Source organism: Streptomyces sp. NPDC005266 (assembly GCF_040607655.1).
Lineage (GTDB): Bacteria > Actinomycetota > Actinomycetes > Streptomycetales > Streptomycetaceae > Streptomyces.
The window spans coordinates 395,199-411,265 of sequence record NZ_JBEXHC010000001.1 but is presented as its reverse complement, the minus strand read 5'-3'; the positions used below and the strand labels follow the sequence as shown (position 1 = coordinate 411,265).

Annotated in this window: 11 protein-coding genes; 8 read left to right on the top strand and 3 right to left on the bottom strand. The window is 73.3% G+C overall.

Annotation, left to right across the window (positions count from 1 at the left end):
* Positions 1–85: 85 nt before the first annotated feature.
* The 7 genes from ABZU99_RS01830 to moeZ all read left to right on the top strand — a co-directional run bounded on the left by ABZU99_RS01830 (position 86) and on the right by moeZ (position 9,087).
* A complete protein-coding gene (locus ABZU99_RS01830; protein WP_355943258.1) occupies positions 86–1,120 on the top strand; it encodes an alpha/beta hydrolase in 1,035 nt (344 codons plus the stop codon).
* Positions 1,104–2,615 (top strand): DUF3152 domain-containing protein, encoded by a 1,512-nt coding sequence (locus ABZU99_RS01825; RefSeq protein ID WP_356049669.1) that lies wholly within the window; start codon positions 1,104–1,106, stop codon positions 2,613–2,615. Before ABZU99_RS01830 ends, ABZU99_RS01825 begins: the two co-directional genes overlap by 17 nt.
* A gap of 193 nt (positions 2,616–2,808) precedes the next feature.
* Positions 2,809–4,635: a DUF3492 domain-containing protein gene (locus ABZU99_RS01820; RefSeq protein ID WP_356049667.1), complete on the top strand. Its 1,827-nt coding sequence runs from the start codon at positions 2,809–2,811 to the stop codon at positions 4,633–4,635.
* A complete protein-coding gene (locus ABZU99_RS01815; RefSeq protein ID WP_356049665.1) occupies positions 4,632–5,921 on the top strand; it encodes a hypothetical protein in 1,290 nt (429 codons plus the stop codon). The genes ABZU99_RS01820 and ABZU99_RS01815 overlap by 4 nt, the downstream gene beginning before the upstream one ends.
* Positions 5,922–6,020: 99 nt before the next feature.
* Positions 6,021–7,067, top strand: coding sequence for an NAD-dependent epimerase/dehydratase family protein (locus ABZU99_RS01810; protein ID WP_355943251.1), 1,047 nt, complete (start codon positions 6,021–6,023; stop codon positions 7,065–7,067).
* Positions 7,055–7,822: a spherulation-specific family 4 protein gene (locus ABZU99_RS01805; protein ID WP_356049663.1), complete on the top strand. Its 768-nt coding sequence runs from the start codon at positions 7,055–7,057 to the stop codon at positions 7,820–7,822. Before ABZU99_RS01810 ends, ABZU99_RS01805 begins: the two co-directional genes overlap by 13 nt.
* Before the next feature lie 86 nt (positions 7,823–7,908).
* Complete coding sequence (moeZ, locus tag ABZU99_RS01800; protein ID WP_355943247.1) at positions 7,909–9,087, top strand: adenylyltransferase/sulfurtransferase MoeZ; 1,179 nt, start codon at positions 7,909–7,911, stop codon at positions 9,085–9,087.
* A gap of 64 nt (positions 9,088–9,151) precedes the next feature.
* On the opposite strand, the gene ABZU99_RS01795 is transcribed toward moeZ, so the two are convergent.
* From ABZU99_RS01795 to ABZU99_RS01785, 3 genes are all read right to left on the bottom strand, one after another.
* Positions 9,152–10,771: an alpha/beta hydrolase gene (locus ABZU99_RS01795; protein ID WP_356049661.1), complete on the bottom strand. Its 1,620-nt coding sequence runs from the start codon at positions 10,769–10,771 to the stop codon at positions 9,152–9,154.
* Positions 10,772–10,846: 75 nt separating this feature from the next.
* A complete protein-coding gene (locus ABZU99_RS01790; protein WP_355943243.1) occupies positions 10,847–12,358 on the bottom strand; it encodes an alpha/beta hydrolase in 1,512 nt (503 codons plus the stop codon).
* A 152-nt stretch (positions 12,359–12,510) separates the two neighbouring features.
* The gene (locus ABZU99_RS01785; RefSeq protein ID WP_356049659.1) at positions 12,511–15,354 is read right to left on the bottom strand and encodes a lysylphosphatidylglycerol synthase transmembrane domain-containing protein; all 2,844 of its coding nucleotides are present in this window, start codon (positions 15,352–15,354) and stop codon (positions 12,511–12,513) included.
* A gap of 252 nt (positions 15,355–15,606) precedes the next feature.
* Between ABZU99_RS01785 and ABZU99_RS01780 the strand changes: the two genes are divergently transcribed.
* Entirely contained in the window at positions 15,607–15,981 is a 375-nt protein-coding gene (locus ABZU99_RS01780) for an MGMT family protein (RefSeq protein WP_355943239.1), read from the top strand.
* Positions 15,982–16,067: the final 86 nt, after the last annotated feature.

The window sequence follows — 16,067 nt, the reverse complement described above, 5'->3', positions numbered from 1 at the left end:
CCTAGGAGAGGTCACTTTCGGACGCTACGTGGTCTGTGAGGGCGAACACACGGTCGTGTGTGTGATCGTCTCGTAACATTGCCGCATGTCTTCGACCGAGCCGCCGAAAGCCCGCATCGTTGCCGCGGTACCGCCCGCGCGGTCCGTGCGGGTCGGGGCCGGCGAAAGACTGCGGACTACCAGTCTGCCCGGTCTCACCATGACCGTGCGGTCACGCCCGCCGACCGCCCCCGATGTGTCCCCCGCGCTCTTCGTCCACGGGCTCGGCGGCTCCTCGCAGAACTGGTCCGCGCTGATGGAACAGCTCGCCGACCGGGTGGACGGCGAGGCCCTCGATCTGCCCGGCTTCGGCGACTCCCCGCCCCCGGACGACGGCGACTACTCCATAAACGGCCATGCGCGCGCCGTCATCCGCCACCTCGACGCGAGCGGCCGCGGCCCCGTCCATCTCGTCGGCAACTCGATGGGCGGCGCGATCACCACGCGCGTCGCCGCGGCGCGGCCCGATCTGGTGCGCACCCTCACCCTGGTCTCGCCCGCGCTGCCCGAGCTGCGCCCGCAGCGCACCGCGGTGCCCACCGGGCTGCTCGCGGTGCCCGGAGTGACCCGGCTCTTCACCCGCATGACCAGGGACTGGGACGCGGAGCGGCGCACCCGCGAGGTGATGGTGCTCACCTACGGCGACCCGAGGCGGGTCAGCAAGGCGGACTTCGCGCTGGCCGTGGAGGAGTTCGAGCGCCGGCTCGCGCTGCCGTACTTCTGGGACGCTCTCGCCCGCTCGGCGCGCGGCGTCGTCGACTCCTACACCCTGGGTGGCCAGCACTCCCTGTGGCGGCAGGCCGAGCGCGTGCTCGCGCCGACGCTGCTCGTCTACGGCGGGCGCGACCAGCTGGTGTCCATCCGGATGGCGCGGCGGGCGAGCGCCACCTTCCGCGACTCGCGTCTGTTGACCCTGTTGGACGCCGGGCATGTCGCGATGATGGAGTATCCCGAAGCAGTGGCGCGCGGGATGCGCGAGCTGCTTGAGGATGTGGACGGTCGACAGGACCGGGACAGCCGGGAGGCACGGGCCGCCATACCGGCGCCCGGCGCGGACGGGAGCGGTGCGGCGCGTGGGTAAGCACAGCGCACGTGGCAGCCAGGAGGGCCGGGACGGCCGGTCCGCCACCGCGGGCTCGGGCCCGGGTCCCGATTCCGGCCCCGGCTCCGGCTCCGGCTCGGTGGAGTACCTCGCGCCCGGCGGGCCCAATATGGCCGACGGAGTGCCGGGGACGGGCCGTCGGCGGCGCGGCGGGCAGGGCGCCGCGGACCCCCAGGTGACGCCGCCGCATGGCCTGCCGCGCGTGCCGCACGGCCCCGGCACGCCCACGGCCCACACCAGGGGCGGCCACCCCGAGCACCGCGAACCGGGCGGCGGCTGGGGTGCCTTCGGCGGCCAGGCCACCGGTCCCGGCGGCCCGCGGACGTCCTCGGGCATGCGGACCATGGACGCGCCGCTGCGCCCCATGGCGGGCGGCGCGTCCGGTCTGATGCCCGGCCCGCGCAAGGAGTACCTGGAGGCGTTCGAGGCCCCCGACGCCGTGGACCGCGACGGTGGCGACGACGACGTATTCGCCGCCGGGGCGCCGGGTGCTGTCGTGCCCCCGCCGCGCCGCAAGGACCACGCCGCCACGCGCTCCGACGGCATCGGCGGCGGCGACGCCGGCCGGGGTGCCGGCCCGTACGGAGACGGGGGCGACGGCGACCCCGCGGGCAAGGGCACACACGGAGTCGCCAAGGGCGGCAAGGGGCGGACCTTCACCGGTGTCGCCGCCGCGGCCGTGACCACCGTGCTGGCCGTCGTGGTGGCCGGGCAGGTGGCGAGCGGGCCGCAGGACGGCGGCAAGGCGCAGGCCAAGGGCGGCACCGAGCGCGGCGGCGGCGACAATGTCGGCGTACCCGACGACGCACGCCCCCCGGCGCTCGGCTCCACGGCCTCGGTGGCCCCCGTCGCCTACGCCGAGAAGATGGCGGCGGTGTTCCCGCTGGAGCCGAAGCTGCGCGGGTCCGGCACGTTCGAGACCGTGGGCGGGCGCGACAAGGCGCCCGGCCAGGGCCGGCTGCTGCGCTACCGCGTGGACGTGGAGAAGGGGCTGCCGCTCGACGGCGGGCTGTTCGCCGAGGCCGTGCACAAGACGCTCAACGACGAGCGCAGTTGGGGGCATGGCGGCCGTCGCACGTTCGAGCGGGTCTCGTCCGGGCACGCCGACTTCGTGATCACCCTCGCGAGCCCCGGGACCACCGCGGTGTGGTGCGGGAAGTCCGGTCTCGACACCACCGAGGACAACGTCTCGTGCGACTCGGCTTCGACCGAGCGCGTCATGATCAACGCCTATCGGTGGGCGCAGGGCGCGAGGACCTTCGGCGACGACAAGATGCACTCCTACCGCCAGATGCTCATCAACCACGAGGTCGGCCACCGGCTCGGGCTCAACCACGAGACCTGCAAGAAGCAGGGCGCCCTCGCGCCGGTGATGATGCAGCAGACGAAGTTCCTGTCGACCGACGGGGTCAGCTGCCGGCCGAACGCCTGGCCGTACCCCGAGGGCGGATCCGGCGATCCGGCCCGCCCGTAACAGGTCGTACGGCGCTCAACAACGCCTGAAGTGCCAATAGGTCACGGGCGTTCACCCCTTTTGGTGGTGCGACGGACAACCGTCCGTCGCGCTATGGCCATGCGCGCATAACGTGCTGCCGCTGCCTGACGGCGGCCGCCGCCGATGACGGCGGCGGGACGGACGGCCCACTGGAAAGATCGGGGGTGCGCTCATGCGCGTGGGAATGCTTACGGAGGGTGGGTACCCGTACGCGATCGGTGACGCTCGGGTGTGGTGTGACCGGCTCGTGCGGGGACTCGCCCAGCACGAGTTCGAGGTCTACGCGCTGAGCCGGAGCGCCCGCCAGGAAGGCGGCGGCTGGGTCGAACTCCCCGAGCAGGTGCGCCGGGTGCACGCCGCGCCGCTGTGGGGCGAGCCGGCGGGCCGGGCGGGGCGCAGCGGCCACAGGGGCCCGGGCGGCCGTCGGCAGCGGCGCCGGTTCGCCGGGCACTTCGGGGAGCTGGCGGCGGCGATCAGCGCGCCCGACGGATCCGGGGCGACGGAGGGCTCCGCCCCTCAGGCGGACCGTTTCGCCAATGGTCTCTACGGCCTTGCCGAACTCGCCCGTGAGCACGGTGGGCTGCCCGCCGCGCTCCGGTCCGAGGAGGCCGTCCGCACGCTGGAGCGCGCCTGTCACACCCCCGGCGCGCCGCGCGGCGCGCACCAGGCGCGGGTCGCCGACCTGCTGGCCGTGACCGAGGCGCTGGAACGCGCGCTGCGCCCGCTGTCACTGGACTGGTACGGCGGTGACGGAAGCGATCCGGGGCTGTCGGCGGTGGACCTGTGCCATGCCGGCTCCGGTGGCACCGCCGCGCTCCCCGGGCTCCTGGCCAAGCGTTTCTTCGGCACGCCGCTGCTGGTCACCGAGTACGGCGTCCGGCTGCGCGAGCACTACCGGCAGTCCACGGCGGAGGCGGGGGCGACCGGGCCCGTACGCACCCTGCTGGCCGGCTTCCAGCGCCTGCTGGCCGCCGAGGCGTACGCCCAGTCCGCCCTCATCACCCCCGGCAACACCCACGCGCGGCGCTGGCAGGAGCGGTGCGGCGCCGACCGCGAGCGGCTGCGCACCGTCTATCCGGGCATGGACGCGGCCCGCTTCGCCGAGGTCGGCGAGGGCGCGGTCGCCGGCGGCGACGACCGGACGCTGGTGTGGGTGGGCCGTATCGAGCCCGCCAAGGACGTCATCGCCCTGTTGCACGCCTTCGCGGAGGTGCGGCGGTGGCAGCCGGACGCGCGGCTGCGCGTCGTCGAGACCCGGCGCGCCACGGACCCGGACGCGGACGGCTACCCGGACCACTGCCGGGCGCTCGCCGATCACCTCTTCCCCGACGAGGCGGCGAACGCCCACACCGCCGGTGACAACCCGGTCTCCTTCGAACGGATCGGCGACCCCGAGGTGTCGTCGCTGCCGGAGGCGTACGCGGCGGGCAGCGTCGTGGTGCTGTCCAGCGTGGTGGAGGGCTTTCCGGTCGGACTCGTCGAGGCCATGTTCTGCGGGCGGGCCACGGTCTCGACGGATGTCGGCGCGGTGTGCGAGGCCATCGGCGGCACCGGTCTCGTGGTGCCCCCGCGCAACCCGCGGGCGCTCGCAGACGCCTGCCTCGCGCTGTTGCGCGACCCCGCGCGCCGAGCGCGCCTGGGCGCCGCGGCACGCGCCCGGGCGCTGGAGCTCTTCACCGTCGAGCAGAACGTCGCGGCCTTCCGCTCCATCTATCTGGAGCTCATGTCGCACTGCCCGGTGCGGCGCGAGGAGGTCGGCGAGGGCGGCGAACCGCTGCCCTTCGCCCGCCCGCCCGAGGCCCATATTCCGGGCCGCTGGACCGTCGGTCGGCTCCCCGGCCCGGCGGACTCCCGACCCGCCGCCGACCACACCCCCACGTGGGCGGCCCCCCGTCCCTCGGCCACCACGGCGCCACGCGAGCCGCTGGGCGTGGGGCCGCAGGGCGTGGGGCCGCAGGGCGTGGGACCCCAGACCCAGGTGCCCGAGGAGGGAGCATGACCAGGTCCGAGCCGCCGGCGGGCCCCGCCCGCCGCGACACTCCCCGGAGCCCCGCCTCACCCGGCGGCTGGAACCCCCGCTCCCGCGAGCTCCTCGCCGCGCGGCGCCCGGACGAGCCGGCCCCTCCGGACGGTGCCACCGCGGGCCCGGTGCGGCGGGGGCCGGTGGATCCGGTGCGCGGGCTGATGCACCGGCACCGGAAGCTGTGCGCGCGGGCCGTCGACCCGCTGGAGATCGCCGCCGGGCTGGAGGCCCACGGGGTGACGGACCGCACCGCCGCCCGCTTCCGGCACCGGGATGTGTTCTCGCTCGCCGAGGAGCTGTACGCCCGCGTGCCGCGCGCCGAGGAGCCCGCACCCCCGGCCCCCGCGCCGACCGGGACGGCGGCGCGGCGGATGGCTCGGGGGGCGCTGCGGCTGCTGCCCGGGGCGCTGTGTACGGCGACCGTATACGCCTTGGTCAGGACCGAGGCCGGGATCCGTATGGCCGTCGGGGTGGCAGGTGCCGTCCTGGTGGCGGTCGCGCTGTGGCGATGCCTGTGCCGAGGGCCCTTGCGGGTCCGCGGGCGTGGGAGCGGGCGACGAGCGCGGCTCGCGGGGCCCCTGTGCACCGGCTGGCTCCTGTCGTACGCCGCCTGCGGCGACTGGCTGCTCACCGGGCTCCTGGAGGGCACGCCGGGGCCGTACGCCGCCGCGCCCGCCGCCGAGGCCGCCGTCGTCCTCGCCCTCGCCGTGGCGCCCGCTGCGTGGTGCGCCCGCTGGTTCGCCGTACTTGCGCGGCGCAGGCTGGCGGCGAGCCGTGGGCTGGCGGAGTTCGCGGCGGGGGCGCGGCCGCTGTGCGTGGGCGCCGTGGCGGCCTTCCTCCTCGGCCTGGTGGTGCTGGTGCCCGTGGCCCGGCTCACCCTGTCCGAGCCGCCGGCGGGCCCGGTCACGACGGCCGAGGCGGCCGTCGCCGCGCTGGGCGCGCTGCTCTTCCTCGCCCGGCTGCTCGCCGTCCACGGCTTTCGCCGGGCCGCGCTCACCGGCACCGCCGTGGCCTGGGCCGCCGAGGCGACGGCGCTCGCGGCCGCCCTGGCCGCCCGGCTGCCGGGCGGATCGCCGCTCGGCGAGCCCCTGGCGCGGCTGACCGCCGCCCATGGCACGGCCACCGTCCCCGCGGTCGCCGGCGGCGCCGCCGCGCTCGGGCTGCTGACGTACGCGATCGGCGCCCTGTCCCGCGCCTCCGCCCACACCGGCCCCCGTACGCACCACACCCCCACCGCGCCTCCCCGCGAGGCGCCCCAGTGAACCCGCCACCCCCCGCCGCCCCACTCCCATCCTTACGAGGAGCAACCACATGAGCGACGACATGACCGATCCGCGCGCCCTCACGGGGAGGCGTGCCCGATGAGAGTCCTGTTGCTCGGATCCGGTGGATATCTCGGCCGCTATGTCGCCGAACACCTGCTCGCCGACCCCGCCGTCCAGCTCACCGCGCTCGGCCGCGGCGACGACGCCGATGTGCGGTTCGACCTCTCCACCGGCAGCCCCGGTGCGCTCACCCGCTTCCTGAACGCGGTCCACCCCGGCGTCGTGATCAACTGCGCGGGCGCGACCCGCGGCGGCGCCCGCGAGCTCACCAGGCACAACACCGTCGCCGTCGCGACCGTCTGCGAGTCGCTGCGTCGCAGCGGCTGCGGTGCCCGCCTCGTCCAGCTGGGCTGCTCCTCGGAGTACGGGCCCTCGCAGCCCGGCTCGTCGACCGCCGAGGACGCCGTGCCGCGCCCCGGCGGTCCGTACGGGGTGAGCAAGCTCGCCGCGACCGAGCTGGTGCTGGGCTCCGGGCTGGACGCCGTCGTCCTGCGCGTCTTCTCGCCGGTCGGGCCCGGCACCCCGGCCGGTTCGCCGCTGGGCCGGCTGGCCGAGGCGATGCGGCGCGCCATGCAGTCCGGGGAGAGCGAACTGAAGCTGAGCGGGCTGGCGGTGCAGCGGGACTTCGTGGACGTACGGGACGTGGCCCGCGCGGTGCACGCGGCCGCGCTCTCGGCCGCGCAGGGCGTCGTCAACATCGGCACCGGGCGGGCCGTCCGGCTGCGTGAGGCGGCCACCGTCCTGGCCCGGGTGGCCGGCTTCGGCGGCACCCTGCACGAGATCGACGCCCCGCCGGGGCGCGGGGCGCTGCACCACACCCCGGTCGCCGCGATGCCCCATGTCCCGGCCCCGGCCCCTCCGCCCTCGCACGGCCCCGGTCCGGGCCATGGCCTTGGCCATCCGGCGGGGGCGGCCGAGCACGGCGCGGGCGGCAGCGCGGCCACCTACCCGTACCCCGACGGCTGCGGCAGCTGGCAGCAGGCGGATGTGCGCACCGCGCGCGACCGCCTCGGCTGGCGCTCCAGGATCCCGCTGGAGGAGTCGCTGGCCGACATCTGGATGGAGGCGGCATGTCGCATCTGATCTCCGAGGGGTCCCCACGCGGGGCCCCGGTGGCCGCCGCCGGGCTGGGCTTCGGAGTGCCGGGCCATGCCCACCCCCTGGTCGCCCCCACCGAGTGGGCCGAGCTCACCCGCCCCGACACCCCCCTGCACTGGGCGGTCCTCAATGTGGCGCGCGGCCCCGGCGCGCGCCGGGACCCGCACTGCCTCACGGCGGCGGCCCGGCTGCGGGCCGCGGGGGTGCGGATGCTGGGCCACCTGGACCTGCGGTGCGGCACCCGCCCGTTCGGTGAGCTGGTCGGTGACGCGGACCGCTTTCTGGACTGGTACCGGGTGGACGGCTTCTATCTGGACCGCTGCCCGGTGGACCGGCCGGATCTGCCGGAGACCGCCCGTACGGTCACCACGCTGCGGGCGATGCTCGCCGGGGCGTATGTCGTGCTCGGCCAGGGTGCCCATCCGTATCGGGGCTATATGGAGATCGCCGATCAGCTGGTGACCTTCCGTGGCGCGTGGGCGGACTACCGTTGGTCCCAGGTGGCGGAGTGGACGGCGGGGTATCCGCCCGAACGGTTCTGCCATCTGGTGCACGGGGTTCCCCGTGCGCATCTGGAAGAAGCACTGCGCATCGCCCGCTGGCAGGGCGCGGGAACGATCTATTTCACGGACCATACGGACCACCCGGGGCAGCGCACGAGCGCGGCGGCCCCGTGGGAGACGCTGCCCGGCTACTGGGACGAAATCGTCTCGCGCATCGGACCACGTGTCATGGAATGAGATGGGGCGTGGCAGTGTTACGAGAAGAAAACCTCCCCGCTCGCGCGGGGTGCGTTCCGTCTGCTCCCTTCCCTTACGGAGTCCCCGTGTCGCTGCCACCCCTGGTCGAGCCGGCTGCCGAGCTCACCGTCGACGAGGTCCGCAGGTATTCACGCCATCTGATCATCCCGGATGTCGGGATGGACGGGCAGAAGCGGCTGAAGAACGCCAAGGTGCTCTGTGTGGGCGCGGGCGGCCTCGGCTCGCCTGCCCTGATGTACCTCGCCGCGGCCGGCGTGGGCACCCTCGGCATCGTGGAGTTCGACGAGGTCGACGAGTCGAACCTGCAGCGCCAGATCATCCACAGCCAGGCGGACATCGGCCGCTCCAAGGCCGAGTCGGCCCGCGACTCGGTGCTGGGCATCAACCCGTATGTCAACGTCGTGCTGCACGAGGGGCGCCTCGAGGCCGACAACGTCATGGAGATCTTCTCCCAGTACGACCTGATCGTGGACGGCACGGACAACTTCGCCACCCGCTATCTGGTCAATGACGCGTGCGTGCTGCTGAACAAGCCGTACGTCTGGGGTTCGATCTACCGCTTCGACGGCCAGGCGTCCGTCTTCTGGTCCGAGCACGGCCCCTGCTACCGCTGCCTGTACCCGGAGCCCCCGCCGCCCGGCATGGTCCCCTCCTGCGCCGAGGGCGGCGTGCTCGGCGTGCTGTGCGCCTCCATCGGCTCGATCCAGGTCACCGAGGCCATCAAGGTGCTCACCGGCGCGGGCGACCCGCTGGTCGGCCGGCTGATGATCTACGACGCCCTGGAGATGACCTACCGGCAGGTCAAGGTCCGCAAGGACCCGGACTGCGCGGTCTGCGGCCCGAACCCGACCGTCACCGAGCTGATCGACTACGAGGCGTTCTGCGGCGTGGTGTCGGAGGAGGCCCAGGAGGCGGCGGCCGGTTCGACGATCACTCCCAAGCAGCTCAAGGAGTGGATCGACGACGGCGAGAACATCGACATCATCGATGTCCGCGAGCCGAACGAGTACGAGATCGTCTCCATCCCCGGCGCCCGGCTGATCCCGAAGAACGAGTTCCTGATGGGCGGCGCCCTCCAGGACCTTCCGCAGGACAAGAAGATCGTCTTGCATTGCAAGACGGGTGTCCGATCCGCGGAAGTTCTGGCGGTCCTGAAGTCCGCGGGCTTCTCCGACGCCGTCCACGTCGGCGGCGGGGTGATCGGATGGATCAATCAGATCGAGCCCGAGAAGCCGGTCTACTGACACATCCTTCGCGCAGGGGGCCGGACCGCCGTCGTGACGGCGGTCCGGCCCCCTCGCGCGTGCCCTATGCGCAGGTGGTGCCGCTCGCCGGCACCTTTCCGTCGAGCAGATAGGCGTTCACGGTCTTCGTCATGCAGGCGTTGCCGCTGTTGTACGCGCCATGGCCCTGCCCCTTGAAGGTGACCTCGACGCCCACGCCCTTGCCCAGCTCCTCGACCATCTTCCGCGCTCCCGCGTACGGAGTGGCCGGGTCGCCGGTGTTGCCCACGACCAGGATCGGCGCCGAGCCCTCGGCGCCGACGTCCGGCGTGTCGGTCCGGCCGGCCACCGGCCAGCCGGTGCAGCTGAGCATGCCCCAGGCCAGATATTCGCCGAAGACCGGCGACGCCTTGCGAAAGCGCGGCAGCTGGGCCTTCACATCGGTGAGGGTGTAACGCTGTTTGTCGTCCACGCAGTTGATGGCCACATTGGCGGGGTTGATATTGCTGTAGTGGCCGTCCTCGTCACGGCCGGACAAGGAATCCGACATCGCGAGGAGCAGATTGCCCTTGCCGAGGTTCATCGCCTCCTGAAGCCCCAGCGTCAGGTATCTCCAGCTCTCCCGGTCGTACAGCGCGGCGGCGATACCGCTCAGCGCCCCGTCCTGGGTGAGTTCGCGGCCGCTCTCGGTGGACAGCGGCTTCTTGTCGAGCCGCTTCAGGAACGAGACGATCCGCTCGGTGCCCTTCGCCGGGTCGCCGCCCGTCGGGCAGGCCGGACCCTTCTTGGCGCAGTCCTTCAGATAGTTGTCGAGCGCCAGCTGGAACCCCTTGGCCTGGCCGTAGGAGCCCTGCTCGGGGTCCTCGGCCGGGTCGACGACGGCGTCCAGGACCGCGCGTCCGACGTGCCGGGGGTAGAGATGGGCGTAGACGCCGCCGAGCTCGGTGCCGTACGAGATCCCGAAGTACGAGAGCTTGCGGTCGCCGAGCACCTGCCGCATCAGATCCATGTCCCGGGCCGCGCTGACGGTGTCCACATGCGGCAGGACCGCACCGGAATGCTTCTTGCAGGCGGCGATGAATGTCCTGGCGTCGGCCGTCGCCGCCTTGATCTCGGCGTCGTCGTCCGGGGTGCCGTCGACGGCGTCGGACGCGTCGGTCTCCTTGTCGCTCAGGCATTTCACCCCCGCGCTTTCGCCGACTCCGCGCGGATCGAAGCTCACCAGGTCATAGCGTGAGCGCAGCTTCGCGTAGTCCCCGGCGAAACCGGGGAGCGAGGCGACGCCGGAGCCGCCGGGGCCACCGAAGTTGAACACCAGGGAGCCGATCCGCTTGCCGGGGCCGGTGGCCTTGGCGCGGATCATGGCCAGATCGATCGTTTCTCCCTTCGGCTTGGCGTAGTCCAGCGGCGCTTTGAGCGTGGCGCATTCCCATTCGCTCCCCGGCTTGTCACCGGTGCCCTGCGTGGCGGTCGGTGCCGGGCAGGAGGCCCAGTCAGGCTTCTGGCCGGTGAGCGAGGCCGGCAGGCCGGGGCCCGACGGACCGGAGTCCGACGGACCGGCCGGAGCCGGTGCCGAGGGACTGGACGACGCCTTGCCCCGCTCCTTTCCGCCGTCGCCGTCGCAGCCCGCGACGGTGACAAGGGCGACCACGACGGTCGCGGAGACCAGCGCCCTGGTCCGTATGGTGCGTGGGGAACTCGACATAGCCGGTGATCCTATGAGGACGGAATGCGGGGAGTGTCCGCGCAAGTTCTCAATGCCGTCACGATTCCCCCGGATCTAGCTGCACACTTTGCCCTTTTCCGGCACTTTCCCGTTCAGCAGATAGGCGTTGGCGGTGTTGCGTACGCAACCGCTTCCGCTGTCGTACGCCCCATGGCCCTCGCCCTTGTAGGTGAGCTCCACCCCGACCCCGGGCCCCAGCTCCTCCGCCATCCGCCGCGCCCCCGAGTACGGCGTGGCCGGATCCCCGGTGTTGCCGATGACCAGGATCGGCGCGGCGCCCGGGGCGCTGACGTCGGGCGTCGTCCAGGTGCCGCGGACCGGCCAGTCGGTGCACTGGGTGAGGCTCCAGCCCATGAAGTCACCGAAGACCGGGGACGCCCGGCGGAAAGTGGGCAGCTTCCGCTCGATGTGCCGGACGGTATAGCGCTCTGTGTAGTCGGCGCAGGTGATGGCGGTCAGCGAGGACTGAAGGGTGCTGTAGTCGCCGTCGGGGTCGCGTCCGTTCATGGCGTCGCCGAGGGCCAGCAGGATCCTGCCGTCGCCCTGCTCGGCGCCTGCGACGCCCTGGGTGAGGTACTGCCAGTAGTCGCGTGAGTAGAGGGCCTGAGCGATGCCCGCGGCGGCCAGTGACTGGGTCAGCTTCCGGCCGCCGATGCCGGGCACCGGATGGGTGTCGAGCCGCTTCAGCAGCCTGAGGATCTCGGCCTGAGTGGGACAGGTGGCGTCGGCGCTCTTGTGACATGACTTCAGGTAGTCGCCCAGCGCGAGTTGAAACCCCTTGGCCTGCCCGAGCGCGCCCTGTTCGGGCGTCTGCTGGGGGTCGACGACACCGTCGAAGAGCGCACGCCCGACGTGCTGGGGGTAGAGGTGGGCGTAGACGCCGCCGAGTTCGGTGCCGTAGGAGATGCCGAAGTAGTGCATCTTCTTGTCCCCGAGGACGCGGCGCATGAGGTCCATGTCGCGGGCGGCGTTGGTGGTGCCGACATGGGGGAGGGCCTTCCCGGAGTGCTGCTCGCAGCCGGTGACATAGGTCTTGAGCCGGCGGATCAGCCCCTTCACCTCCGAGCCGTCGTCCGGGGTGGCGTCGGCGGCGTAGTAGGCGTCGAGCTGCCGGTCGCCCAGACAGCGCACCCCGCTGCTGCGGCCGACCCCGCGCGGATCGAAGCTGACCAGGTCGTAGCGGGTGCGCAGGTGCTGGTAGCTGGTGGCCAGGGCCGGAAGGGTGGCCACGCCCGAGCCGCCGGGGCCGCCGAAGTTGAAGATCAGCGAGCCGATGCGATGACGGCGGTCGGTGGCCTTCGCGCGGATCATGGCGATGCCGATGACGTCGCCGTCCGGCTTCCGGTAGTCGAGCGGGACATGGAGCGTCGCGCACTCCCACTCCCTGCCCGGGGGCCTGGTGGCGGCCCCGTCCTCGCTGTCGGAGGGGGTGGGGCAGGCGGCCCAGTCGAGCTTCTGGTGGGCGGAGGTGTCCGGCCTGCCGTCGCCCCCGCCGCACCCGGCGGCGGAGGCGGCCAGCAACAGGGCGGCGGCGGACAGCGCACCGGTGCGCAGAGGTCGGGACACGGCGGCTCTCCCGGGATGGCGGCGTACCGCCATCCTCAGGGCCGTGACGGCAGCCCGCGCGCACAGCGCGGACGTACGGGTGAGGGGGGACCGCCCACGGTCCCGCCCGGCTCGCCGGGGTACCGAGGGGCCCGGTGGCGCCTGCAGCGGCCCTACAGCGCCTCTTCGCGGGTGAGGTGGGTGAAGGCCAGCCAGCCGGGCAGCACCGGCAGCCAGAAGACCATCAGCCGGAAGAGCAGCACCGCGGGCGCGGCGGTCTCGTACGGCAGCCCGGCGAAGGTCAGACCGGCGATCAGGGCGGCCTCGACCGCGCCGACGCCGCCGGGGGTGGGCGCGGCCGACCCCAGGGCGTTGCCCGCGAGGAAGACGACCGCGATGCTCGCGTAGCTCAGCTCGCCGCCGAACGCCCGGATCGACGCGTCGAGGCACATCACGTTCGCGGCGGTCAGCAGCAGCATGCCGCCGATGCCGACGAGCAGCTTCTTGGGCCGCTGCAGGACGTCCAGCATGCGCGGCACGACGCCCGCGAACAGCGACCGCACCCGGGTGGAAACGAACTTCCGCAGGACGGGAACGGCGGCCACCACCAGCGCCAGTACGGCGGCCGTCAGCAGCCCGGCGATCACGGTCCGGGACGGCGAGAGCGTCGGGGTGCGCTCGGTGCCGGTGATATAGCCGAAGGTCAGCAGCAGCACGATATGGCTGGCGAGCCCGAACAGCTGGGAGGCGCCGACACTGGCCACCGCGAGCCCCGGCCGGACCCCCGCCCGCTGCAGGAAGCGCGTGTTGAGCGCGACGCCACCGACCGCGGCGGGCGCCACCAGCTTCACGAACGAGGCGGCGACCTGCGCCAGCACCGTACGCCAGAAGGGCACCTTCTCCGGGACGAAGCCCAGCAGGCTCATGGCCGCGGCCACATAGGTCAGCGCCGAGAAGGCGAGCGCGAAGACCACCCAGATCCAGTTGGCCTCGCCGACCACGGCGCCCAGCTTGATATGGGTGAACTGGGAGAGCAGGAAGTACGCGGCGAAGGCGCCCGCGCAGAAGCTGACCAGGGTGCGCGGCCTGATCCGCTCCAGCCGTACCGGCTCTATCGGCGCCTGCGGTCGCACCAGCAGCACCTGCTGCCGGATCTGGGCGAGCAGATCCTCCTCGCGGGCCTCCTCCAGGGCCTCCTCGATCGCCCGCTTCTCCGCCTGCTTCTCGGCCTTCTGGATCTTGCGGCCGCTGGTGGCCGCATCCACCTGCCGGGCCTCCGCGGCCTGTCTGGCCTCCGCCTCGCGCCCCTCCTTGGCCTCCTTGGCGGCCCGCGACGCCTCCAGGACGGCTTCCCGCTGACGCTGGGCCCGCTCCCGCGCCAGCTGGCGCAGGGTCGCCCGGGTGCCGCGGCCGAGCGCGAGGGGCTGCAGCAGCGGAAGGCTGTCGGCGACCGCGTCCGGGCCGAGGACCGCGACCGCGGCGGCCACCGAACGCTCGGCGCCCACGCGCAGCCCGAGCGTGGTGAGCAACTGCGCGACGTCCATCCGCAGCACCAGATCGCCGGCCGCGATCTCACCGCCGCGCAGATCGGTCAGGACGACCCGGCCGGAGCGGTCGACCAGCAGGGCGTCGCTGTCCAGCCGCCGATGGGCGATCCGCCGCGACTGGAGCGCCTGCACCTGGTGCCAGGCCCCAGCCAGCAACTCATCGGTGATCGCCTCGTCCGGCACGGCAGGCAGCGGACGGCCGCCGATGTGCTCGTAGACGAGCATCACGGCGTCCGGGCCGAGCTCGGAGGTGGCGATCAGCTTGGGCGCGTTGGCGCCGGCCGCGATGGCCGCGTAGGCGAGCAGCGCCTCCTGCTCGAGCGCCTGGCGCAGCGACTGGAGACTGCGGGGCGGGGTGATCGTCCGCAGCGTCAGCCGCTGCCAGACGCTGTAGAAGAACCCCTGGGCCTGCTGTTCGCGGTCGACGACGGTGACGTCCAGCGGCGGGCCGTTCTCCAGGGTGACCAGATAGCGGCGGCCCCGCTCGCCCTGGTTGCCGTGGTCGTCCGCGGGCTCCTCGGCGCGCGCCGCGCTGACCGGGTTGAAGCCGACCCGGCGCAGCCCGGCGAGCAGATTCTGACCGGTGGGCCGGACATTGGGGGAGCCGACGGCGTAGAGCGTGCCGTAGGCGACCGTCCAGCCGATCAGCACGGTGATGGCGATCGAGAACGGGGTGGTGTAGCCGCCGACCAGCACCGCGAAGGCGTCGAGCAGCAGCACGCCCCACATGGCCACCCGCCAGCGCGGGCGCCGTGCCATGCCGACGGCGGTCATATAGGCGATGACGGGGGCGAGATAGCCGTGCACGGGGTCGCTCAGGGTGCCGCCGGGCGCGGTCTGGGTGAGCGCCTCGCGGATCGAGGGGGGCGCGCCGCGCGCGACCCACAGATCGGTGGCGAGGGAGACGCCGTGGGCGAGGACCGCGGCCAGCACGCCGTCGGCGATGCGCAGCCCGTCCCGTTTGATCAGGCGCTCGAAGGCGAAGGCCACCGGGAGGACCAGGACGGCGACGCTGGCCGTGAGCCCGGCGAGGTCGATCAGCAGTGGGGGCGCCTGGTTGGCGCCGTGGCCGATGTCCTTCTCCAGGCCCGCGGTGGTGCCGTGCGCGAAGGCCGCGATGGCCAGGACGACGCCGATGCCGAGGACGCCGAGCAGCAGCCGCAGCAGATCGGCGGGGCGGTGGACGCGGGCGGGCAGCAGCGGCTCGTCGCCCGAGACCCGGTCGACTTGGCCCTGGCTTCCACCGTTGGGTTCGTCACAGTCGCCGGAGCCCCGCGCGTCGTCGCGGGCGTCGTCGCGGGCGTCCGGCTTCCGGGTCTCGCCGGGGCCGTCCGGCTTCCCGGCGTCGTCGGGGGCGTCGGGGGCGCCGGGCGGGGCGTCGGGGCGCGACAACGCCTCAGGGGTGCGTGCCTCCTTTTCCGGAGGCTGCGCACCCTGCTGCTCGGCTGTCTCTTCTTGGTCTCGTATCACCAGTCACCGCCCGGAAGATGGTGGCATGCCCGGGCTGTGCAGGAGGGCATCAGGGTGCATTTCTGGGGGCGTGAGCCTTGGATCGTACGCCCCGTACTGGATTCCCGCACTCAGCGTGATCGAACCCAGCCACCGCCCGGAAATCCTCGGTCGGCACCGTTGACGGGCCTCTGGGCACCGTTGACGGGCCTCTGGGCGGGGTTCACGGGCCTCTGGGCGGGATCGTCGGCGGGGTGCGGCAGGATGGTTCGGATGAGCGGGGAGAGCCAGGAGCCGGGAGCCGAGGACAGGGCTGCCGAGCTGCCCGCCTACGCGGAGCGAGTGCTGGAGGTGGCCGAGCTGATTCCGGCCGGCCGCGTGATGACCTACGGGGACGTCGCCGAGTGGCTGGAGGAGGGCGGGCCGCGCCAGGTGGGCCGGGTGATGGCGCTCTACGGGGGCGCCGTGCCCTGGTGGCGCGTGGTGCGCGCGGACGGGGCGCTGCTGCCCGGCCATGAGCTGCGCGCCCTCGGTCACTACCGCGAGGAGGGCACTCCGCTGCGCTCGGCGGCCCGCTCGGCCGAGGGCCATCTGCCGCGGATCGACATGGCCAGGGCGCGCTGGTCCGGCGGTGACCTCGGCCCCTAGGGAGGGTCCGCGGAGCCGTCCACAGCCATTCGGGTGACGCCCCGCGTCACATGAGAGGCTGTCCCGCACCCAGCCAACCCACCAGG